Origin of the sequence: Burkholderia sp. AU4i (assembly GCF_000466765.1) — a bacterium.
Taxonomy (GTDB): domain Bacteria; phylum Pseudomonadota; class Gammaproteobacteria; order Burkholderiales; family Burkholderiaceae; genus Burkholderia; species Burkholderia cepacia.
Genome location: NZ_ASSI01000039.1, coordinates 1 through 19,307 on the forward strand (window position 1 = coordinate 1; position 19,307 = coordinate 19,307).

27 protein-coding genes are annotated in these 19,307 nt (G+C 61.9%); 17 read left to right on the plus strand and 10 right to left on the minus strand.

The features are described 5' to 3' along the window. On the plus strand, window positions 1–532 hold a 532-nt coding region (locus tag L810_RS48680), incomplete at its 5' end, for a hypothetical protein (protein ID WP_042973702.1). Between the two features lie 363 nt (window positions 533–895). Here L810_RS48680 and merR read toward each other — a convergent pair. Next, window positions 896–1,303 carry an Hg(II)-responsive transcriptional regulator gene (gene merR, locus L810_RS07645; RefSeq protein WP_021157790.1) on the minus strand — a complete coding sequence of 136 codons (408 nt, stop codon included), beginning with the start codon at window positions 1,301–1,303 and terminating at the stop codon, window positions 896–898. A 71-nt stretch (window positions 1,304–1,374) separates the two neighbouring features. Between merR and merT the strand changes: the two genes are divergently transcribed. From merT to L810_RS44825, 7 genes are all read left to right on the plus strand, one after another. Next, window positions 1,375–1,725: a mercuric ion transporter MerT gene (gene merT, locus L810_RS07650; protein ID WP_021157791.1), complete on the plus strand. Its 351-nt coding sequence runs from the start codon at window positions 1,375–1,377 to the stop codon at window positions 1,723–1,725. A gap of 13 nt (window positions 1,726–1,738) precedes the next feature. Beyond that, window positions 1,739–2,014, plus strand: coding sequence for a mercury resistance system periplasmic binding protein MerP (gene merP / locus L810_RS07655; RefSeq protein ID WP_021157792.1), 276 nt, complete (start codon window positions 1,739–1,741; stop codon window positions 2,012–2,014). Window positions 2,015–2,029: 15 nt separating this feature from the next. Then, the gene (merC, locus tag L810_RS07660; RefSeq protein ID WP_021157793.1) at window positions 2,030–2,464 is read left to right on the plus strand and encodes an organomercurial transporter MerC; all 435 of its coding nucleotides are present in this window, start codon (window positions 2,030–2,032) and stop codon (window positions 2,462–2,464) included. 37 nt (window positions 2,465–2,501) lie between these two features. Next, a complete protein-coding gene (gene merA / locus L810_RS07665) occupies window positions 2,502–4,184 on the plus strand; it encodes a mercury(II) reductase (RefSeq protein ID WP_021157794.1) in 1,683 nt (560 codons plus the stop codon). A 24-nt stretch (window positions 4,185–4,208) separates the two neighbouring features. Continuing rightward, entirely contained in the window at window positions 4,209–4,580 is a 372-nt protein-coding gene (gene merD, locus L810_RS07670; RefSeq protein WP_021157795.1) for a mercuric resistance transcriptional repressor MerD, read from the plus strand. Continuing rightward, entirely contained in the window at window positions 4,573–4,812 is a 240-nt protein-coding gene (gene merE / locus L810_RS07675; protein WP_042973703.1) for a broad-spectrum mercury transporter MerE, read from the plus strand. The genes merD and merE overlap by 8 nt, the downstream gene beginning before the upstream one ends. Before the next feature lie 78 nt (window positions 4,813–4,890). Next, on the plus strand, window positions 4,891–5,061 hold the full coding sequence (locus tag L810_RS44825) for a DUF3330 domain-containing protein (protein WP_081712812.1): 171 nt from the start codon (window positions 4,891–4,893) through the stop codon (window positions 5,059–5,061). On the opposite strand, the gene L810_RS07680 is transcribed toward L810_RS44825, so the two are convergent. Further along, window positions 5,058–5,516: a hypothetical protein gene (locus L810_RS07680; protein ID WP_373453093.1), complete on the minus strand. Its 459-nt coding sequence runs from the start codon at window positions 5,514–5,516 to the stop codon at window positions 5,058–5,060. The genes L810_RS44825 and L810_RS07680 overlap by 4 nt on opposite strands. Window positions 5,517–5,647: 131 nt before the next feature. Between L810_RS07680 and L810_RS07685 the strand changes: the two genes are divergently transcribed. The 4 genes from L810_RS07685 to L810_RS07700 are packed head-to-tail and all read left to right on the plus strand — an operon-like array spanning window position 5,648 to window position 7,284. Further along, window positions 5,648–5,911 carry a glutaredoxin family protein gene (locus L810_RS07685; protein ID WP_021157798.1) on the plus strand — a complete coding sequence of 88 codons (264 nt, stop codon included), beginning with the start codon at window positions 5,648–5,650 and terminating at the stop codon, window positions 5,909–5,911. Continuing rightward, window positions 5,911–6,333, plus strand: coding sequence for a heavy metal-responsive transcriptional regulator (locus L810_RS07690; RefSeq protein ID WP_021157799.1), 423 nt, complete (start codon window positions 5,911–5,913; stop codon window positions 6,331–6,333). The genes L810_RS07685 and L810_RS07690 overlap by 1 nt, the downstream gene beginning before the upstream one ends. Continuing rightward, a complete protein-coding gene (locus tag L810_RS07695; RefSeq protein ID WP_021157800.1) occupies window positions 6,330–6,599 on the plus strand; it encodes a thioredoxin family protein in 270 nt (89 codons plus the stop codon). The genes L810_RS07690 and L810_RS07695 overlap by 4 nt, the downstream gene beginning before the upstream one ends. Then, window positions 6,583–7,284, plus strand: coding sequence for a cytochrome c biogenesis CcdA family protein (locus tag L810_RS07700; protein ID WP_021157801.1), 702 nt, complete (start codon window positions 6,583–6,585; stop codon window positions 7,282–7,284). Before L810_RS07695 ends, L810_RS07700 begins: the two co-directional genes overlap by 17 nt. A gap of 381 nt (window positions 7,285–7,665) precedes the next feature. Here L810_RS07700 and L810_RS07705 read toward each other — a convergent pair whose 3' ends face one another. Both L810_RS07705 and L810_RS07710 read right to left on the minus strand, forming a co-directional pair. Next, the gene (locus tag L810_RS07705; RefSeq protein WP_042973705.1) at window positions 7,666–8,145 is read right to left on the minus strand and encodes a DUF302 domain-containing protein; all 480 of its coding nucleotides are present in this window, start codon (window positions 8,143–8,145) and stop codon (window positions 7,666–7,668) included. A 31-nt stretch (window positions 8,146–8,176) separates the two neighbouring features. Continuing rightward, entirely contained in the window at window positions 8,177–9,187 is a 1,011-nt protein-coding gene (locus L810_RS07710) for a YeeE/YedE thiosulfate transporter family protein (protein ID WP_162175281.1), read from the minus strand. 907 nt (window positions 9,188–10,094) lie between these two features. Between L810_RS07710 and arsM the strand changes: the two genes are divergently transcribed. Further along, the gene (gene arsM, locus L810_RS07715; protein ID WP_021157804.1) at window positions 10,095–11,072 is read left to right on the plus strand and encodes an arsenosugar biosynthesis arsenite methyltransferase ArsM; all 978 of its coding nucleotides are present in this window, start codon (window positions 10,095–10,097) and stop codon (window positions 11,070–11,072) included. A 203-nt stretch (window positions 11,073–11,275) separates the two neighbouring features. Continuing rightward, window positions 11,276–12,217 carry a DUF3179 domain-containing protein gene (locus L810_RS07720; protein WP_042973709.1) on the plus strand — a complete coding sequence of 314 codons (942 nt, stop codon included), beginning with the start codon at window positions 11,276–11,278 and terminating at the stop codon, window positions 12,215–12,217. A 299-nt stretch (window positions 12,218–12,516) separates the two neighbouring features. Here L810_RS07720 and L810_RS07725 read toward each other — a convergent pair whose 3' ends face one another. Next, the gene (locus L810_RS07725) at window positions 12,517–13,515 is read right to left on the minus strand and encodes an AraC family transcriptional regulator (protein ID WP_051392178.1); all 999 of its coding nucleotides are present in this window, start codon (window positions 13,513–13,515) and stop codon (window positions 12,517–12,519) included. Window positions 13,516–13,607: 92 nt separating this feature from the next. Here L810_RS07725 and L810_RS07730 point away from each other — a divergent pair, with 92 nt between their 5' ends. The 3 genes from L810_RS07730 to L810_RS44835 all read left to right on the plus strand — a co-directional run bounded on the left by L810_RS07730 (window position 13,608) and on the right by L810_RS44835 (window position 15,941). Beyond that, the gene (locus L810_RS07730; RefSeq protein WP_042973712.1) at window positions 13,608–14,144 is read left to right on the plus strand and encodes a carboxymuconolactone decarboxylase family protein; all 537 of its coding nucleotides are present in this window, start codon (window positions 13,608–13,610) and stop codon (window positions 14,142–14,144) included. 145 nt (window positions 14,145–14,289) lie between these two features. Continuing rightward, window positions 14,290–15,033: a cysteine hydrolase gene (locus tag L810_RS07735; RefSeq protein ID WP_155836142.1), complete on the plus strand. Its 744-nt coding sequence runs from the start codon at window positions 14,290–14,292 to the stop codon at window positions 15,031–15,033. 464 nt (window positions 15,034–15,497) lie between these two features. Continuing rightward, complete coding sequence (locus L810_RS44835) at window positions 15,498–15,941, plus strand: DUF4148 domain-containing protein (RefSeq protein ID WP_081712815.1); 444 nt, start codon at window positions 15,498–15,500, stop codon at window positions 15,939–15,941. 106 nt (window positions 15,942–16,047) lie between these two features. Here L810_RS44835 and L810_RS07740 read toward each other — a convergent pair whose 3' ends face one another. The 5 genes from L810_RS07740 to L810_RS07760 all read right to left on the minus strand — a co-directional run bounded on the left by L810_RS07740 (window position 16,048) and on the right by L810_RS07760 (window position 19,307). After that, the gene (locus tag L810_RS07740) at window positions 16,048–16,512 is read right to left on the minus strand and encodes a DoxX family protein (protein ID WP_042973736.1); all 465 of its coding nucleotides are present in this window, start codon (window positions 16,510–16,512) and stop codon (window positions 16,048–16,050) included. A gap of 25 nt (window positions 16,513–16,537) precedes the next feature. Continuing rightward, window positions 16,538–17,323, minus strand: coding sequence for an HvfC/BufC N-terminal domain-containing protein (locus L810_RS07745; RefSeq protein WP_021157809.1), 786 nt, complete (start codon window positions 17,321–17,323; stop codon window positions 16,538–16,540). Beyond that, window positions 17,307–18,200 carry an MNIO family bufferin maturase gene (bufB, locus tag L810_RS07750; RefSeq protein WP_042973737.1) on the minus strand — a complete coding sequence of 298 codons (894 nt, stop codon included), beginning with the start codon at window positions 18,198–18,200 and terminating at the stop codon, window positions 17,307–17,309. Before bufB ends, L810_RS07745 begins: the two co-directional genes overlap by 17 nt. 15 nt (window positions 18,201–18,215) lie before the next feature. Further along, on the minus strand, window positions 18,216–18,536 hold the full coding sequence (bufA1, locus tag L810_RS07755; protein ID WP_021157811.1) for a BufA1 family periplasmic bufferin-type metallophore: 321 nt from the start codon (window positions 18,534–18,536) through the stop codon (window positions 18,216–18,218). A 114-nt stretch (window positions 18,537–18,650) separates the two neighbouring features. Continuing rightward, on the minus strand, window positions 18,651–19,307 hold the full coding sequence (locus L810_RS07760; RefSeq protein WP_051392180.1) for an NrsF family protein: 657 nt from the start codon (window positions 19,305–19,307) through the stop codon (window positions 18,651–18,653).

The following is a 19,307-nucleotide window of genomic DNA, read 5'->3' on the forward strand; positions in this document are numbered from 1 at the left end:
CACGATTCCCGGTGCGGTTCACTTTGTCGGAACGCGGCCGTGCGAAGCTGAAAGCGCGAACCTGCCAATGGAAAGACCATGGGGGCTCACGCAGGTTTGCCGCCTGAGTACCTTGCAGGCGGCATATTTGCTCACGAGGATGGTTTTTGAACGGAGCGCGCTATTAACGCTTGGGGCCGACCTCCGCGGTGTCGTACTGGATGATGGTGCGTTCGCGCATGCGTTGGTGGGGAACATCCTCGGCCGCTTAGCCTGTCGCGTCGTTGTGCTAAGTGCATTTGCGATGCTTGTGGCCCTGGGGGGCCATTTTTGTCGAGCGAGATTGGCAAACATAGATAACCCGTCGTTTCAAATTTCGAGCGTGATCGCATTCGCGGGCATCGCGTTGGCCAATGCACAATACTGCGTAGCAATCTTGCCGAAGATGGGGAAGTTTCCCATTCGGCCAGCAGAGCACGTTCACCTGAACCGCGACGTAATAGAGGTGATCAACCTAGCACTAGGTGAGGCAAGGAGCGCGTACAGCGCATAAGGTGTCAGTTGGGCTGTCCCGGACGTGCCTCACCCACACACGCTCACGTTTTCAGTTATCGTCCTCTGAGATTCCCACATCAATACGTGAGAGACATTGGAAGCACTGCTGTATCGAAGACCCAATGTGATTTCGTCGGGTACTTCCGGCGCTCGCCGCAATGACCTGTACCGCGCGCGAAATCTGAAGTAGGGGATTGCGAAGGAACTGTACCTCGGCACGCAGGTGGTCGGCTTTAAGCATATGGGGTTTGGGGAGCAATGGAACAGCCAACCGACTTAAGCCCTGGCGGGGGTAAGTCGGAACCCCAGAAAATGCCGCCAAGCCCAAACAAGCCGTGTCATCGGCCGCATTGACCGTCGTTCAGCCGCCATGCAGCGAGTCAATCAGTGGACAGGACACGTGACCCTGATGCGCGCAACACTCGTCCACCAGTTTTGACAGCGCCGCCTCCATCCGCGCAAGGTCCGTCAGGCGGGCGCGCACATCAATCAGCCGCAGCGCTGCAAGTTCGGACGCCTCGCTGCAATGGGTGCCGTCTTCGAGTTTCAGCAATTCGCCGATCTCATCCAGGCTGAAGCCCAGCCGCTGAGCCGACTTCACGAATTTCACCCGCGCCACGTCCGGCCCGCCATAGCGCCGGATGCTCCCGTAAGGGCGGTCTGGTTCGAGCAGCAAGCCCTTGCGCTGATAGAAGCGGATCGTCTCGACATTGACCCCGGCTGCCTTGGCAAACGCACCAATGGTCAGGTTCTCCAAATTGTTTTCCATTTCGCTTGACTCCGTACATGACTACGGAAGTAACGTTACCGTATCAAGCGAAATCTCGAAAGGAAAACCGTATGTCGGAATCGCAAAACGGGCGTGGTGCCCTGGCTGCCGGCGGGCTGGCCGCCATCCTCGCTTCGACCTGTTGCCTGGGGCCGCTGGTCTTGGTTGCTCTCGGCTTTTCAGGGGCCTGGATCGGCAACCTGACCGCGCTGGAACCCTACCGTCCGATCTTCATCGGCGCGGCGCTGGTGGCCATGTTCTTCGCCTGGCGGCGCATCTTCCGGCCAGTGGTCGCCTGCAAGCCGGGCGAGGTGTGCGCGATCCCGCAGGTTCGTACCACCTACAAGCTGATTTTCTGGATCGTGGCCGCGCTTGTGCTGGTCGCACTTGGTTTTCCCTACGTGTTGCCTTTCTTCTATTGATCAGGAGTTCACCATGAAAAAGTTGCTTGCCTCCCTTGCGCTCGTCGCGGTCACCGCTCCAGTGTGGGCCGCTACCCAAACCGTCACGCTGGCCGTGCCCGGCATGACCTGCGCCGCCTGCCCGATCACCGTCAAGAAAGCGCTCTCCAAGGTCGAGGGCGTCAGCCAGGTCGATGTGACCTTCGAGAAGCGCGAAGCGATCGTCACTTTCGACAACGCCAAGGCCAGCGTCCAGAAGCTGACCAAGGCCACCGAAGACGCGGGCTATCCGTCCAGCGTCAAGCGCTGATTCTGGGAGGATGCCATGAAGCCAATCGCACGGATCGCTGACAAGGCTGGTGCGCTCGGTGCCGTCGTCTCGGCAATGGGCTGCGCGGCCTGTTTTCCTGCAATCGCCAGCTTGGGCGCGGCCGTCGGCCTGGGCTTCCTCCAGGAGTACGAGGGACTTTTCATCTCCAAGCTGCTGCCGCTGTTCGCCGGCCTGGCATTCCTGGCGAACGCACTCGGGTGGCTGCGCCACCGGCAGTGGCACCGCAGCCTGCTCGGCATGATCGGACCGGCCCTCGTGTTCGCCGGGACCTTCTGGCTGCTCGGCAACTGGTGGACGGCCCGTGTCGTTTACACCGGCCTGGCCTTGATGGTCGGCGTCTCGATCTGGGATCTGCTATCTCCGGCCAACCGTCGTTGCGGACCGGATGGCTGCGAACTGCCCACCCAACGCCCAGCGAAACACGGCTGACTGGCTTGAGCCACAACGAATTGAGAGGAATGACTTCATGACACAGCTGAAGATCACCGGCATGACCTGCGACTCCTGCGCGGCCCATGTCAAAGCGGCGCTGGAAAACATGCCTGGCGTGCAATCGGCCGAGGTGTCCTACGCCAAGGGCAGCGCCCAGCTCGCTATCGAGGCCGGCATTTCACCCGACGCCCTGATTGCGGCCGTCGTCGGACTTGGCTACCGCGCGGCGCTAGCCGATGCGTCGGATGCGCCCCCCAAAGGCGGGCTGCTCGACCGCGTGCGCGATTGGGTCGGCGGCGGCGACAAGGCCAGCCACGACGGCGGCTTGCATATCGCCGTCATCGGCAGCGGCGGGGCCGCGATGGCGGCGGCGCTGAAGGCCGTCGAGCGCGGCGCGCGGGTCACGCTGATCGAGCGCGGCACCATCGGTGGCACCTGCGTGAACGTCGGCTGCGTGCCCTCCAAGATCATGATCCGCGCCGCCCACATCGCCCACCTGCGCCGCGACAGCCCGTTCGATTGCGGCATCCAAGCGACCCCGCCGGTGATCCTGCGCGAACGGCTGCTGACCCAGCAGCAGGCGCGCGTCGATGAGCTGCGCCATGCCAAGTACGAAAGCATCCTGGACGGCAATCCGGCCATCACGCGGCTGGCAGGTGAAGCCTGCTTCAAGGACGGCCGCAGCGTCACCGTGCGGCTGAACGAGGGCGGCGAGCGCACAGTGTCGTTCGACCGCTGCCTGATCGCCACCGGCGCGAGCGCGGCGGTGCCGCCGATCCCCGGCCTCAAGGACACGCCGTACTGGACGTCGACCGAGGCGCTGGTAAGCGACACCATCCCGCAGCGCCTGGCCGTGATCGGTTCGTCGGTGGTGGCGGTGGAGCTGGCACAAGCCTTCGCCCGGCTCGGCAGCCGGGTCACGATCCTGGCGCGCAGCACGTTGTTCTTCCGCGAAGACCCGGCCATCGGCGAAGCCGTGACGGCGGCGTTCCGCGCCGAGGGCATCGAGGTGCTGGAACATACGCAAGCAAGCCAGGTCGCGCACATGGACGGCGAGTTTGTGTTGACCACCAACCAGGGCGAACTGCGTGCCGACCGGCTGCTGGTGGCGACCGGCCGCAGCCCCAATACGGGCAGCCTCAATCTCGAAGCGGCCGGGGTGGTGGTGAACAAGCAAGGGGCCATCGAGATCGACCCCGGCATGCGCACCAGCGCCCCGGACATCTACGCCGGCGGTGACTGCACCGATCAGCCGCAGTTCGTCTACGTGGCGGCGGCGGCCGGCACGCGCGCCGCGCTCAACATGACCGGCGGCGACGCGGCGTTGGACCTGACTGCCGTGCCAGCGGTGGTGTTCACCGATCCGCACGTTGCCACCGTGGGCTTGAGCGAGCAGCAGGCGCACCACGCCGGCATCGAGACCGACAGCCGCACGCTCACCCTCGATAACGTGCCGCGCGCGCTCGCCAACTTCGACACGCGCGGCTTCATCAAGCTGGTGATCGATGAAGGCAGCCACCGTTTGATCGGCGTGCAGGCGGTGGCGCCGGAAGCGGGCGAGCTGATCCAGGCAGCGGCGCTGGCGATCCGCGCGCGCATGACGGTGCAGGAACTGGCCGACCAGTTGTTCCCGTATCTAACGATGGTCGAGGGCTTGAAGCTCGCCGCGCAGACCTTCAGCAAGGACGTGAAGCAACTGTCCTGCTGCGCCGGATAGCGGAAGCGAGGAAGGAGGCTCACCGTGAGCAGCTACACGGTATCGAAGCTGGCGCAGGACGCGGGCGTCAGCGTGAGCGTAGTGCGCGACTATGTGCTGCGCGGCTTGCTGAAGCCGGCGGGCCACACCGAAGGCGGCTACGGCCTCTACGACGCCCACGCCCTGGAGCGGCTGCGCTTGGTGCGCGCGCTGTTCGAGGCCGGCATCGGCCTGGGCGAGTTGGCGCGGTTATGCCACGCGCTGGACGCTCAGGCCGGCAATGCCGGCGACTGCCTGGCGCACCTGCGCGCGTTGGTCGCGGCACGGCGCGAGGCGCTGGCACTGCTCGACCGGCAATTGGCGGAGATGGTTGCCGGGACGCGCCGTTGCACCGAAGCGGAGTCTCATCATGGATAAATCTGACAGCGTCGAATCCCGGCCGCAAGTGCTGCGCTGGCGGGCCTACACCTGGGGCGTGCTGGCGGCGCTGACCTGCCCCTGCCATCTGCCGCTGCTGGCGGCCGTACTGGCCAGCACGACGGCCGGCGCGTTCATCGGCGACCATTGGGGCGTCGCGGCCGTGGTGCTGGCCGCGCTGTTCTTTCTATTCCTGGCGCGGGCAATCCGGGCGTTTCGGAGCAGCCCATGAACCCCGCCGAACCGGCCGCGCCGACGGTCACGGAATTGCGGCAGGCGGCTTGCGCGGCGGTCGTAGCGACCACCATTCGTGCTGCACTACCAGCCCATCGTCGAACTGCATGGCAACCATTTCTGCGGACTGGAGTGCTACCAGCGCTTCCAGGCGCGTGCCCAAGCCGATGCCGAGTCCGGGCAGCCGCCTTGTGGCGACATCTCCAGGCAAGTAACGCCCGCCGGGGCTGGTTCCCGGCAGCGTTAAAAATTGAGCCGGAAGCCGGTGGTCAGGATGTAGTCGTTCTTGAGCGCCGTGCCGTTCATGCGTTGCGAGACCGGAATCTGCACGCCGGCTTCCAGCACCCAGCTACGGGTCACGTATTGCACGGTGGGCGTCAGGAACAGCGTGGTTCGGCCCGAGTTCGCGTCGTCAATCCCGTTGACCTGATCCTTGGCGACATGGATCAGGTTGGCCTCCAGCCCGCCATAGAGGAAGCCGGGAACGCCTTCGCCCAGCGTGCCCGGCCATAGCCGGCGCTGAACCGACAGATCAAGCCGGCTCACCGCTCCTGCCCGGAAGCCATTGGCTTGGCCGTTCGATTGATAGGCAAGCTGGACATCGCCGCCCCAATCAAGCGACTGGTAGGTAGTCACCGCACCGCCTTGCCAGTCCCACGAACCGTAGCCTGATTGAAGCCGCCCGGCCCATCGCCTTGGAATGGATACGCCGCTGACCGTCTCACATTCTGCTTGACTCTGGAGTTAGCTCCAAGGTTTATCCTGAGATTGTGACGGGGTGGCGCACATCCGCGTGGCTGCAACTCATCACAAACATCAACAGGAGCCTTGAAATGACTGCCAAACGCAAAGTCGAAGTATTCAGCGCCGGCTGCCCGGCCTGCGCCGAAGTCGAATCCCTCGTAAAAAGCCTGGCCTGCCCGTCGTGCGAAGTCGATGTGCTCGACATGCATGACATTTCTGTCGCGCAACGCGCCAAGGCGCTGGGCGTGCGCTCGGTGCCGGCCGTAGCGATCAACGGCCAGCTCGCCGGCTGCTGCGCCGGGCGCGGCGTGGACGAAGCGAGCTTACGCGCTGCCGGCCTCGGCCAGCCGTGATGCTGACCATCGGCAAGCTGGCCCGCGCGGGCGACCTCAGCCCCGACGCGCTGCGCTATTACGAGCGCGAGGGGTTGATCGCTCCGGCGACCAAGACCGACAGCGGCTATCGCCTGTACGGCGACGACGCCGTGCGCCGGGTGCGCTTCATCCAGCATGCCCAGGCGTGCGGCTTCACCCTGGCCGAAATCCGCGAGTTGCTGCACTTGCGCCAGTCTGAGCGCGCCTGCTGCGACGACGTGCGTGGCCGCGCCGTCGAAAAGAAACTCCAGCTCGCCGCCAAGATTCGCGCCATGCAAGCGATGTCGTCCGCGCTCGACGTGCTGATCGCCGAGTGCGCGGGCGGGGCGTTGCCGGTCGATGACTGTCCGATCCTGGCAGCCTTGGAATCGGTCTGCGACAAAGCGGAGCGCACGCCATGAAGATCGAGTTGTTCTATACGCCCGGCTGCGCCAGGTGCGCGACGGCGACAACGGCGCTCAAGGCCGCAGCCGAAGCGGCCATGCCTGGCGTCGAATGGAGCGAGGTCAACGTGCTCGACGATCTCGACCGCGCCGTCGATCTGGGCGTGTTGACGCTGCCCGCGCTCGCCGTGGATGGCGAGTTGGTGTTCAGCGCGCTGCCGACAGCCGAGCAGTTCGTTGCCGCGCTGCGTCGCCGAGAGAGCAGGCATGGCGATGGGGCTTGAGACGCTGCGCCAGCTTGCCTCGCAAAGCGTGGGGATCGCCAGCGGCATCAGCCTGCTGGCCGGGCTGCTGTTCAGCGTGAGCCCCTTGGCGATTGCCGCGCTGCCGGTGCCGCTCGCCTATGTCACGCGCGCCCGCGCACCGTGTGAGGCCGTCCGCTATGGCTTGGCCTTTGTCGGCGGCCTGATCGCCGCGCATGCCTTGCTGGGTGCCGTGGCGGGACTCGGCGGCCACGGGGTGCAAGCACTGGTGGGGCGCTGGTGGGGGCTGCTGCTCGGCCCGTGGCTGATCGTCCTTGGCCTGCTGTGGACCGGGTGGATCAGGCTTCCGCTGCCGGCACTCGGGTTCAAGGCCAAGCGCGTCGGCAGCACCTGGGGCGCGTTCGCACTCGGTGTTCCCTTTTCGGTTGCCATCTGCCCGTCCTGCGCGCCGGCGCTGGTCGTGTTGCTGGGTGCGGCGGCGGCCAGCGGCTCGCCGCTGTTCGGCGCGGTGATGCTGACCGCTTTCGCCGTCGGCCGCGCGATTCCCCTGGCGTTGGCGGCGGCCGCGATGGAGTGGATCGAGCAGATCAAGCCGCTCGGGCGTTTCCGCCGCACGTTCGAATTGGCCGGCAGTGTCCTGCTGATGCTCGCCGGCCTGTATCTGCTCAACGGCTACTTTGCCTTCTTCCCTTGGCTGACGTGGTAGGAGCACGCAATGAAAACCGAGCCCTCGCCACTCCGGCAAAGCGCCGTCAGTTGGCTGACGCTGTTCACCTCGGCCGGCACGCTGATCTGCTGCGCGCTGCCGATCCTGTTCGTCATGCTGGGCCTGGGTGCCGACGTGGCGGCCGCGTCACCAGCGCGGCGCCCTTCCTGGTCACGCTGGCCCTGCACAAGAGGTCGGTGTTCGCGGATTCCGGGCTCATGCTGCTCATCTCCGGCTGGCTGATGTACCGGGCCGGCCGCGCCTGCCCGAGCGACCCGGAGCTGGGGCGCTTGTGCGAGCGCGCGGATCGCTGGAACCGCCGGCATCATGGCATCTCGGCGGCCCTCTGGGGCATCGGCTTCTTCGCGGCCTACGATGAGTTCAGCGTTTGGTGGCGTCGGCAACGATTTTGTCGAAAATTGGGTCTAGTTCACTGGCTAAAGCATCCAGCTCGGCATTCTTGTAAGGCGCGAAAGTGGCGCTCGGACTACGGTAGGTGATGTTGCTGCCGTTGGCGTTTTCCGTGACATAGATCCGCAAGGGCGCTTCAATACCGGCCGGCACGCTGGCTTTCAACATTCGCACGGCGTAATCATTCCGAAACACCATGAGTACGGTGTTTCCGGGGATCTTTATGCCGCGTGACGCGGCGCCTTTGCTGGCGCTTGCTTTGGCGACCACGCTCATCTCGTTGTCGACGACCGCCTTCTCCAGGCGACTGACCGTTTCATCGAAATTCTGGGGAGTATTAATCGTTTTGGTGCCGGGATCGGCCAGGGCTGACGGGGATATTGCCAGCAAATACAGCGCTAAGCCGATGGCGCCAACCAGGGCGATGGGGCGGGAGGAAGGGGATGTCATAGTGGTTCTCCGATGGTAAATACTGGGCGGATTAGTGGCACTCGTCCTGAACGCATTCGACCTGGGGTAGATGGCCGGACATGGCACGTGTGACGAGCATGACGGCCGCGATGCCGGACAATAGGGAAAGATAGTTGAACAGCGCCCACAGGGAGAGGGTCGGAATTGCGGAAAGAATCAGGGTGTCGTTGCCCCCCGGTACCAGGGTGCTGCCGATACCCATCAAGAAGCCGCCGGCCAGACGGCGTGGCAGGTGGAGATGCCAATGACGGTTCAGCGCAAACGAACCGCGCTGCAAGGAAGAAAGTAGCATGCCGCCAAGTAGCGCGACGAGCAAAAGTCCGTGAAACGCCGATGGCGCCGCTCCGGCGCCCAACCAAGACACCGTAACAGCCCGGAGGTAGTTCGTGTAGGTCCAAGACCCTTGAAGCTGATAGAGCAAGCCACCGGCAATACCGAGTAGGGCTGCAGTCGAGGATAGCCGGTAGGCTGACGACACCAGTCTTTGATGAAAGCGAATTGCCGCGGCGGCCGGGCGCCATAACCGAATTACTTCCCACGAGGCCCAGAGCAAAAGCAGGCATAACAGGGCTGATCCCCAGGGGTGCCCGCCCTGCCAGCGGGTGGGCAGGGCCTGCAGGGTGGTGAAACCTAGCTCACGACTCAAGGCGTTAAAGGCAAGTGCCCCAAGAATATATGCGGTCAGCGTACCAAGCATGCTTAGATCGCCATCCGCCAAACGTTGAAGTGTGGACAGAGAGCAGCCACCGTTGATTGCGGTACCGACGCCGAAGAGAAAACCTCCCACCAAGCCTAATCCGTGAGGAAGTCGTTCTAGTACCTGCGTAGCCGATGTGGGCGAAACTAGAGCGATGACCCCGGAAACGACGGTCGTCCACGCCGCCGCCTTCGCAAAACTGGTAAGCAGCCACGCCCGCTGTGAGGTCAATACTTCGGCGACTGCCCGGACTGTGCACAAGGTCGCACGGCTCGCAGCGAAGCCGATCAGCCCCACTAGCGGTGGCGAGAGCAGATCGAACATGGCGATAGCGGAGGTCATCACGGAAGCCAAACCAGCCCGATATCAGCGGGTGTGATTTCATGGCATAGAAGGCTGCTGTAACAGACCGGCTCAATCTGCTGTCGATGCATAGTGCTGACAAGAAAACGGTTCTCTAACGCCTCAATCCGCTGATCGAAAAGAATTCGCACGCGTCAGAGGGGCGGCCGGCCTCAACTGCGCCACATTTCCAACATCGCGCCGCAGACGCGTCGTTACGTCTTTCCCCTCATCACCGGGGCCCGGGGGGAAACGCTGCCTTCGTTCCGGCGGCGTCTGCAGTTCGTGCTCCCCCTTAACCATTAGTCGATGGGACATCCGAAATTTTACAAACTGATCCGGAAATTCAATCGGCAACCATCGCGATATGCGCTCGCATGACGGTGGAGGGGGGTGACGATCGACTTTTCTCATACCTGACGAGGGTCGCGAGATTGAATTGCACTGGTCAAATAATCACTACGCGCGCGACGCAACTGTCGCGCTGTGCATGGTGCAGCTGAACGGATGGCGATCGCGTGAGGCTCACTGCAACTTTCTGTAAACCGGCCGTGACCCGTTCGTCTAAGTGACTAGGAGTCAGACGATGTGCAATTTGTCACCATGGTCACATCTAGTGTGACGTTTCCGGATCGGCAGCGTGGTTCGACAATTCCTACTGCTGCTGACGGTTCAATTCCACGTCTAGCCGAACGGTGCGAGCGATATTTCCAACGGCATTGCAGTGCTTTATGGGTGCGAGGCAGTGATCGTGTAACACGACGCTCCGCTCGGCGAAGAGCTCTTTCCTTGGTGGCGCGACGACTTTGAACGTGCTGCCTGCGACTCGCGTCGAGCATGTTTCGCGCTGGTCTAACCGTTCATCATTCGAATCAATTGAGGTATTCCGATGCTCGACAAGCACTATCTCGAGACCACGCGAGACGTGTATCGCAATGCTGCCATGAGCCCGGTGCCGGGTTTATGCTGCACGACTACGCCTGTCTGGCGTCTGCCGGGCTTGACCGTTCCGAAACGCATGCTGGAAATGAACTACGGCTGCGGCACGACGGTCCATCCTCGAGATCTGGCCGACGATCCAACCGTGCTGTACGTCGGCGTGGGTGGTGGCATGGAATTACTGCAGTTCGCCTATTTCAGCCGAAAACTGTGCGGTGTGATCGGTATTGACGTGGTCGATGAAATGATCGCCCGGTGTTGCGAAAATTTGACCGAAGCCGAGAAACTGAATTCATGGTTCGAGCGCGACTTCGTCGCCGTGCGCAAGGGAGATGCGCTTGCCTTGCCGGTGCCGGACGGCAGCGTCGACGTCGCCGCGCAAAACTGCCTGTTCAATATCTTCGAGATTGACGAACTGAAGTTGGCGTTGAAGGAGATGTATCGAGTCTTGAGACCACATGGCCGGCTGGTGTTGTCTGATCCCGTATCGCAGACGCCCATGCCAGATTCGCTCCGGCGCGATCCAGGATTGAGAGCGTTGTGTTTGTCTGGCGCACTGCCGCTCGCCAGCTACCTCGAACTTGTCACGGAAGCCGGCTTCGGGACGGTAGAAATTCGGGCGAGGCGTCCCTACCGCATACTTGATCCGAAGCACTACGACGTCGCAACGCGGATCCTGCTGGAAAGCGTTGAGATTTGTGCGGTCAAGGATCCCGTTCCTGCCGACGGTCCGTGCATATTTTCCGGCAGGACGGCCATCTATTACGGGGACGAGACGTACTTCGATGATGGCAATGGGCACGTCATGACGCCCAACCAGCCGCTGTTCGTTTGCGACAAGACGGCCAATGCACTGGAATTTTTAGGTCGATCCGACCTCTATGTTTCGCCCTCAACGTGGTTCTATGACGGTGGCGGTCGATGCTGAGTTAGCGCGCTACGTCATCCGAACATTATTGTGATTTGGGTCCCCGAATCTGCCCGCATTCGGCCAATGCGGCAAGTGTGATCGATCTCACGTGCCGGGGGCCCTGTTATCGGACTCGATTCGCAACCGACCGAATCCACTCGGAATTTCTCGGCGAGTGTTCCGACTGGCTTTCAGCGCCGAGGTGACGCGTAGGTGTTCGCATGTGCAGGGTTGATGTCAGGGCTTGGTTGGCCATCTCGCTGCTTGCCAGCAGCTTTGCCGTAGCCGCGCCCGTCAAAAACGGTTTCGACCTTGACGGCGGGTTGGTAGCGCCGGAGGCCGTTGAGTCGGGTGGTCCGCCGAAGGACGGCATTCCGGCGCTCGATCACCCGACTTTCGTCAGCGCGGGCGACGCAGGTTTTCTGAATGATCAGGATCGTGTGCTCGGGATTGCCCGCAATGGACTGGCCAAGGCCTATCCGATTGCGATTCTGAACTGGCATGAAGTGGTGAACGATCATTTCGCTGCGGAACCCGTTGTCGTCACCTTTTGCCCTCTTTGTGGTACCGGCGTGGCGTTTGATGCCGAAGCGAACGGGCGTTGGCTGTCGTTTGGTGTTTCCGGACTGTTATACAACAGCGACGTGCTGCTCTACGACCGGCAAAGCGCATCCCTTTGGTCTCAGCTGATGGATCAGGCCATCACCGGACCGATGAAAGGTATGCGACTCACGAGTCTGCCCGTGACCCATACCACCTGGGGCGACTGGAAAAGGCGCTATCCGCGTACCCTAGTTTTATCTCCCAAGACCGGTTATGTGCGCGACTACCAGCATGATCCGTACGCGGGCTACGCACAAAGCGAACGCCTGATGTTCGAAGTGCAGGCGCATAGTGCGCGCTATCACTATCATCCGAAAGAGCGCGTGATCGGTGTGTCAATCGGTGGCGCGCATAAAGCGTATCCGTTTGTCGAACTCGGGCGGAGTCCGAGCGTAATCCACGACACGCTGGGCGGCAGATCGATCGAGGTACGCTTCGACACCGAGCACCAGACCGGATCCGTGTTCGACACGGAGGGCCACGAAATTCCGTCGGTGATCGCGTACTGGTTCGCCTGGTTTGCTTTTCATACGGATACGGAGGTTTTCGTGGCGAAATAGGAAGTCCTCGTGCGCGGGACCGACGGCGCCCCCAAAGTCAGCTGAGCATTGCGCTTACCTAGGGTCGATGAGAAACTGCCCGCCGCTGACGGGACCTCGCCTGAGACTATCTCGTGGTGGGTTTGTGCGACCCGGTCCCTTGGACGACACCCCCAATCTATGAAGTTCTTGACCCGATCGCGGAGTGAGTTGGAGACGTTGGTGGTTTGATTGTGCCGTTACGCGTTACCACTCTTCGCTCTTTACAGCAGACGCGCATCTCGCCGGACGTGACCGATTCGGCGGGCACGAGACGTTGCTCACGTTTGCGCTTGGCCTTCACGTCGATCCCGACGATATGCCCCAGGGCCGCACCCGAAGATTCTCTTAAATGCCTTGCTGAGTGCAGGCTCAGACTCGTAACCGACACGCTCGGCAATCGCAGCAATGTTTAGCTGCGTACGCACGAGCAACTCTGCCGCTTTGTATAGACGCCGATGCGTTACATATTGCATCGGGGATTGTCCGACCATTTCCCTGAAGCGAGTCGCGAAAGCCGCGCGTGACATGCAGGCCTCAGTGGCAAGCGTCTCGACGGTCCACGGTCGTTCAGGCGCGCGGTGGATCTGGTTAAGCGCTGCCCCCACTTGCTTGTCTGCGATTGCACCGAGAATGCCGGCCTCCGGACCCGACTTCGCAATGTACGTTCGCAGCATCTGAATAAACAGCACTTCCACCAATCGCTGAATCACCGCGACGGCGCCGGATCGGGCCCGCAGTGTTTCGTCGGCAATGAAGCGATGTACCGTTTGCAGCCATTCGAACTCGTACGTGTCCGTTCCGCGCAAATGAATCAGCGTCGGCAGGCTGCGCAGCAAATAGTTGTCCTGCTCCCGGTCGAACTCGAAGTGGCCACAAAGAACGGTGGCCGGCAGACCACCACCACCCGATATGACCGACACAAAATCGCCCGGAGTGTCCGGATGAGGTACCGACTCCGCGGATACGACATTGCTGCCCGGCGCATCGACCAGGCAGTGCCCTGTGCCGGAGAGAAGGACCACTAGGTCTCCAGCGTGCAGCTGGATCCATTCGGGTCGGCCCGCCAATTTCAACCAGCAATTGCCGTGAACGATGATGTGAAAGCGCGCGACCGGACCAGATTGCATCTCCAGGCCCCAAGGCGCGGAAAATTCGCAGCGAAAGTCGACGCCGCCCTTCAGACGAATTGTCTGAGTTATATCTGTGAGTACATCCATGTAGTTCGAAATGTACGAATGGACAAGATTTTTGGACGTTGTGATATCGATCGTCTTCATGGTACGCGATATCTTGGAATCAGGCCACGGCAAGGAAGCAACCCTGCTGGCAAGGCCGATTCCAGTCTCATTTCCATCCATGGAGCGCACAGATGACAAGACTCAATGCAGTGGCGCCTGACCAGGCGGCGGGAGCGGTAAAGGAAATGTACGATGCCATCCGCCAAGCGATTGGCGTGGTTCCCAATATCCATCAGGGCATCGCGAACAGTCCGACCGCGCTACAAGGCTTTTTGCAACTCGGTGCATCGCTCAATGCTGGTCAGCTTGGCGCATTGGATCAGGAAGCGATTGCTCTCGCCGTCAGCCAGGCCTACGACTGCAAATACTGCCTGGCGGCCCATACCTTACTGGCCAAGAAGGCGGGCTTGACCGAGGTCGAAACAATCGAAGTTCGTCGCGGAACGATCAAGAAGCCGACACTCGCAGCCCTCGTCCAATTCGTCACCCAGGCGATCCGCCCGGATGGCCGAATTACTGACGAGGACGTCGCGGCGGTCAAAGCGGCGGGCTATAGCGATGCGCAAATTACCGAGGCCGTGCTGACGGCAGCGCAGATTATGTTCGCGAACGTCTTCCAGCGCGTGCACCAAGCACCCGTGGATTTCCCCGCGGCGCCGACCCTGTAGGCCACGCGTCATTCGGATATCGTCATTGAGGAGAACGCAAATGTCGTGCTCATGCTCACAGCATCCCGATCCTGCCGACGAGCCGGCGGTCGACGCCGGCCGACGCGGCTTTGTCAAGGCAGGGGCGGCGATCACAGCCGCCACGATGGCCGCGCCTTTGGCTGCGGCCGCTCAGGAACGCGGAGGGATGGATAAATACGCCGATCCGGACAAGCCATTGCTGCCACCGTCGGACATGACCCTCGATCTGGCACGCACGGCTCTCGTGGTCACTGATCCGCAAATCGATTTTCTCAGCCCGAAGGGCGTCGTTTGGGGGGCAGTCGGCCAAAGCGTCAGGCAGATGAACACCGTGGCAAACATCGGCCGGCTGTTCGCAGCCGCCAAAAAGGCCAACATTACCGTGGCCGTTTCGCCGCACTACTACTATCCGTCGGACGACGGCTGGCGGTTCGACGGCGCGATCGAGAAGCTGATGCACAAGGTCGGCATGTTCAAACGTCGTGGCCCCTATACCATCGACGGCTTCGAAAATTCCGGAGCCGATTTCATGCCGGAGTACAAGCCGTACATCCTCGACAACAAGACTATCGTCGCGTCGCCGCACAAGGTATACGGCCCGGAGCAGAACGATCTGGTCCTGCAATTGCGCAAGCACCGCGTCGACCAAGTGATTCTGGCGGGGATGTCTGCCAACCTTTGCGTTGAATCGCATCTGCGGGAATTGCTCGAGCAAGGTTTCGAGGTCGCGGTGGTACGTGATGCGACGGCTGCGGCAATCCTTCCGGAAGGTGACGGCTACCTTGCTGCGATTACAAATTTCCGATTCATGGCCAATGCGTTGTGGACCACGTCGGAAACGGTCAAGCGGCTTAACCCGACGGGCTGACAAGCAGGGAGAGTGATTGGGTGGAGCGATCCCATGCCCCCGCGTCGATCGGGTACGCGGGGGCAGGTCGCAACGACCTCGAGGACCACTGCGTCGACGCCTCGCTTGTTTTGTACACAACTGAGGGCTGCTCGTTGAGCGCCAGAACATCGGGCTGAGTTGGTGCAATTCATTGGCCAGCGGACATGTGCGTGTTCTTCACCAGAACGGTCCTCGTCGGCTCTTCTGAACCCCGGTCATCGTCGGAACGCCGCTCGCGCCTTAGACCTTCATTAACGAGCGGTGGGCGAACGGTGAACGGTAACCTTTCGTGAGGTGCGAGCGAAGAAGTAAGCAGGTAGAGCAGCTGGATCAAAGCCCATTTGTCGAATTTAGGTGACACATCCGGCCGAACTGCCTGAAGTAAGTGTATCGACGTAGATCGTGATTGCCGTGTGATCCATCCGATGATCGGGAGGTCCATCATGAAAACCAAACCATCCGGCGAGTCACCGCTGCGGAAGGCTTTGATTGCATCGATTTTATCGAGCGCAACATTGCTTGTCGCGGCACCTTCACTCGCTCAAAGCAATATCACCAACACAACTCCCGTCACGCGCGCCCAAGTAAAGGCCGAGCTTCAGGAACTCGTGAACGCGGGATATAACCCACGCGACTGGTATCACTACCCGGAAAATATCCAGGCCGCCGAGCGCATCGTGCAGCAACGGCATGAAATGCTCGCGCAACAGAAGCGGGAGGATTCAGGGGGCGTGAAGGCGGGGCCAGCGGTAACGGAGGAGTCTTATGGCGGGAACGCCGCTGGCAAGTCTGAAACCGGCGCGCAGACGAACGATCGGGGTACGTGGCAACATGGCTCAATGCCATGCTCGATGGATCCGCAGTGCGGTCTCTATCGAGGCCATTGAGTATCCATCAACATGCGCCTGTCGATGTGGCGACGCCGGCTAACAGTTGGCATCGCCACATCGAGCGTTTGAGCCGGTCCTGTTCTACGTTTCCGACGTGGGAGGGTCACGACTCGCCGAAGAATTTCCGGCGAACCAGCCAGTCCAGAGATAGCTTTCCCGGCCCACGTGCGAGCAGCACGAGTATCATAGCGGCCCACTGAATGTGGGTCGGCCAGGCTTGCGGATAGACGAGCACCTCGATCATGGTGGTCATGCCGAGCAGCGCGGCGGCCGCTGGACGTGTAAACAGGCCGAGCACCAGCAGCACTGGCGTCGAGAGTTCGATTGATGTGCCCATGTAGGCCGCAAGTTCCGGTGGCAGCAGCGGCAAACGGTACTCGTCTTGGAATAATGCGATGGCTGCGTCCCAATTGGCGAGCTTCACCATCGCCGAGCTCCAGAATACGTTCGCCACCGCCAGTCGTAGCGGGATCGCGAGCAGCGTGTAGGGAATTCCGTCGAGCCAGCGAATGCAGCGTATGGCGAGTGTCACGGCGCTCCCGTGCGCCTTCGAAACCGTCTGTTCCATCATGTCGCTCCTTCTTCGATGGGGCTCATGGCCCTGGTACGGCGGTGTTCGCCAGACTGAAGCGCGCACAGCGCCCTTGGACGAACAAATCGGCCAGAATCTTGGCCGCATCGATGCCGGGGTACTTGCTCAAGGCATTGCCGAGCGTGCAACCCGCGAACAGGTCGTCAAGGAAACGCCATGTAGTTGCTTCAAGTCGATCGACGCGGATACCGGACTCGTGCCGTTGAACGATCAACCAGATTGGACCGCTACTCAGATCGACGGCCGTCAGCGCTGCATCGTCGCCGGCGAGCACGGATCGCCAGATCTCGTCGACCGGAAACCGGCTGCACACGAGGCTCACGGACGGATGAGGCTGAAAACGGATCCGCTCGTGATCGGCAGGATCGACGATCCCCAACTCGGCCGCGCTGAGCACGGGCGCATCGGGAGCATGAATGCTGCAGTTGACCGCCCATTCGAGTCGTGCAACGTCCGGCAGATACGGCACCGACTGCGCCGGTGGAAACTGCTCGAGAAAGTCCGCGAAGTCGCCGCCGAATTCGTCCAGATAGCTGCTGCGCGGCGGCCGTACGGCGACGTACTCGCGTACCGACGCGTCGAAAAACTCGGCGCCCACCAGGCGATCGACCGCCGGACAGGAAAGCCGCATCGCGCGGATCAGCGTACTGGCGAACGTGTTCCGATAGACCGACAAACGCCTGCCCGGCCCGATGCCGCCATCAAGGATCCACGCGGCGGCATCGAGATCGTCGCGATCGACGATGCTCCGCCGGATCGCATCCTGAAGCTCACGCAACGACGGCATGGCGGCTCCTTTCCCGGCAGCAGGAGAGCCGCCGCTCTGCGAGTGCGGCTTCGCCGACCAGAACGTCCAGCGGCGGGATGTTCGTGTCCCATTCGATCAGCGTCGGAATCGGGCCGAAACGGATCAGTGCAGCTTCATACAGCTTCCAGACGGCGGGCGCGACGCGCGAACCATGATCGTCGATCCTGAGCGTCGCGCCGGAATCGAGTGTGGTCACCGAATGCCCGGCCAGATGGATCTCGCCGATCGCGGCGGGCGGGAGCGCATCGAGGTACGCCAGCGCGTCCCAGCCGTGATTTTGTGCGCTGACATAGATGTTGTTGACATCGCACAAAAGGCCGCATCCGGTACGCCCGGCGACGCTCGACAGAAATTCCCACTCGGGTATCGTCGAGTGCCTGAATTGCAGGTAGGTCGAAGGATTCTCTACGAGGATCCGGCGCCCGAGACGCTCCTGCGTCTGGTCGACGTGACGGCACACGACCTCGAGCGCTTCTTCGGTCATCGGGAGCGGTAGTAGATCGGCGAGGTAAGTATGCCGGACCACACTCCATGACAGGTGCTCGGATATCAATCCCGGCTCAATCCGCTCAACGGCCTGAGCGAGGCGTTCCAAGTGCGCGGCGTCCAGCCCATCCACGCTGCCGAGCGACAAACCGACGCCGTGCAGCGACACGGGATAGTCACGGCGCAGCGTGTCCAAGTAGCGTAACGGCGTGCCACCGCCCATGTAGTTTTCGGCGTGCACCTCAAGCCACCCGACGGAGGGGCGCAGGTCGACGAACGCCTGATGGTGCGGGAAACGCAAACCGACCCCGGCCGCAGCCGGGATCGAACTTGGGTCCGGCGACCTGTTGGTGCACGGAATGAATGTCATGGGTGCCATGACGCATCACGTATGCTTCAGGCTCCCGCCCGCGATCTTGCCGCAATCGCCTGCCGGCAACAGCACGAACGAGGCGGAGTCGCGCGCCTGGGTTGCTTGTCCGGCGCATGAGTGTGCGCCTTCCGCGCAGTCGTTTTTAGCGACAGCATTGATGCCGTAACACTTTTCCAAGTGGCCCTTCATCGCCCTTTCCATGTTTTGCTTCACGATCGGCGGCGCGTTCGACATGTCTTTCATGCCTTGTGCGTTCGCCGCGCCTCCCTGGATGGCGAATGCCAGTCCCAAGGCAGTGGAAAGTGCGGTGGTGGCGAGCAGTCGGTTACTCATGACGAATCTCCTTTCTCCTGGTTGGTCGGCACTCAACACGAGGCCGAGTATCGCTACTTCGGTGGGCATTGCAAAAAGGTTACGCCCTGTCGTTTTTCCCACGCCGCCGAATGGTCAAGGCAGACCATAGAGCTCCCGGATCGGCGCCAAGAAACGGCGGAGCAGGGTAAGGACCGCAGTAAACAGTGCAACGCTGCCGAATTGCCATACGATGACCATCAGCGCGGCGTCCTCAGCGTGGAACAAGCGCAGTCCCGCATTGGCCAGCGCTGCTGCCGCCAAGCTTCCCCACAGCACCGGGGCCGACGTGAGGCCGGCGCCGCGCCGGATCGCGATCACGATAGCCAGCGCCGGAATCGCGCCGGCAATCGCAATATCAGGCAAGCACATCCAGTCCGGACGTAACATCATGCCGGCTGTGCCCACACGGACCCAATCGCTCCAGCACTGGTGTCCAAGGCTTACCATCCAGGCGCACAGCGGCGCGACGGGCGCCCACAGCTTCCAGCGCGCCGTACCGGGAATGCAGCCAGCAAGTGCAGCCCACCCAGCCACCAAGGCGGTTGCCACCGTGGCAGCTTGTTCGGCCAGAAATGTCGGTTCCGCAAACCGCATGGCGAGATCGCTGCGCACGCCTTGTAGCGCAACAACCGTCGCGACAGCCGGTATTGAGACCGCAAGCCATCCCAGTAGCCGCAACGTGGGCGGGAAAAGGCGCCTGACCGGTATGAGGTCTGCAACGAGCGCATCGATGAGCGTGTGAGTATCCAT